General features: G+C 43.3%; 2 protein-coding genes. One reads left to right on the top strand and one right to left on the bottom strand.

Annotated elements, in window-relative coordinates:
- The first annotated feature begins 346 nt into the window (after nt 1-346).
- Nucleotides 347-589 (top strand): transposase, encoded by a 243-nt coding sequence (locus tag A3756_RS29285; RefSeq protein WP_082865317.1) that lies wholly within the window; start codon nt 347-349, stop codon nt 587-589.
- A gap of 310 nt (nt 590-899) precedes the next feature.
- Here A3756_RS29285 and A3756_RS28775 read toward each other — a convergent pair.
- A partial coding sequence (locus A3756_RS28775; protein WP_231875559.1) for a hypothetical protein occupies nt 900-1,089 on the bottom strand: 190 nt, incomplete at its 5' end.

The following is a 1,089-nucleotide window of genomic DNA, read 5'->3' as shown; positions in this document are numbered from 1 at the left end:
AAGCCACGGCTTCCAATCGTAAATATATCAAAGTTGAATGAGCTAGTAGCTCATCACCGCGTATCAGTGGCAAAAGGGGTCGGTGACACATAATAATCATTCGTATTACTTGCCCTACACCTAAATAAAGAGCAAAAGGGGTCGGTGACACATAATAATCATTCGCATTACTCAGCTTGAAAAGACCTTGGCTTAGGTCGATAATCAAGGCTAACTATCAAGAAAGATAGAGGAAGCTGAAATGCCAAGGAAGCCAAGAATGTATATGGCCGGAGTGCCGTGCCATGTAATACAACGAGGAAGCTGAAATGCCAAGGAAGCCAAGAATGTATATGGCCGGAGTGCCGTGCCATGTAATACAACGAGGAAGCAATCGGGAAGCGTGTTTCTTTCAGATCAAGATAATCAGTTTTATCTGGAATGCTTACAAGAAGCGCGTGAACGCTATGATGTAAGTTGTCATGCTTGTGTCTTGGTGACGAATCACACACATCTTTTGTTGACACCTTCATGCACTGACGGTGTCTCTAAAGTGATGCAGTCACTTGGGCGGCGCTACGTGCAATACATCAATAAGACATGTCGGTGATGCGTTACATTATGGGAGAGTCGTCTCGTTCGCTATCGAGAGTTGTTTAACGTGGTGCTACTTGTTAGCATTTTTTTGATGTGCCACATACTCGTCAAGTAACTCGCGTATCATTTTTTGATACTGCATGTGATTGGTTTTGGCGGCCTGCTTAAAATAGGCAACACTCTCAGAAAACAAATAAAAGGGGTCGGTGACACATAATAATCATTCGTATTACTTGCCCTACACCTAAAAAGATCGTGTGTAGTTGCCTCCAACTTGTATGCAGCTGCTTTGACTTTCTGCTCTAGTTGGGCTGAATGAGTAATCAGCAGACGTATTGTGTTGGTGTTATTCCTTTGTTCCTTTGTTCCTGAAGTTTTTTAGCGCCTTCTATTAGCTCTCTTGTTTCTTTATGGGAGCGGTCACAAAACTGTTCAAAGTCAGTAAGCAGCTTAGTTTTCGGCCAAACACCGGAGTCAGGTGTCAGTTGTCCAACTTTCAGCTGGTAGTCTGCA

This window comes from Oleiphilus sp. HI0086, assembly GCF_001635225.1.
Note: the sequence above shows the minus strand (reverse complement) of the source record. Positions and strands in the feature narration are given on the sequence as shown.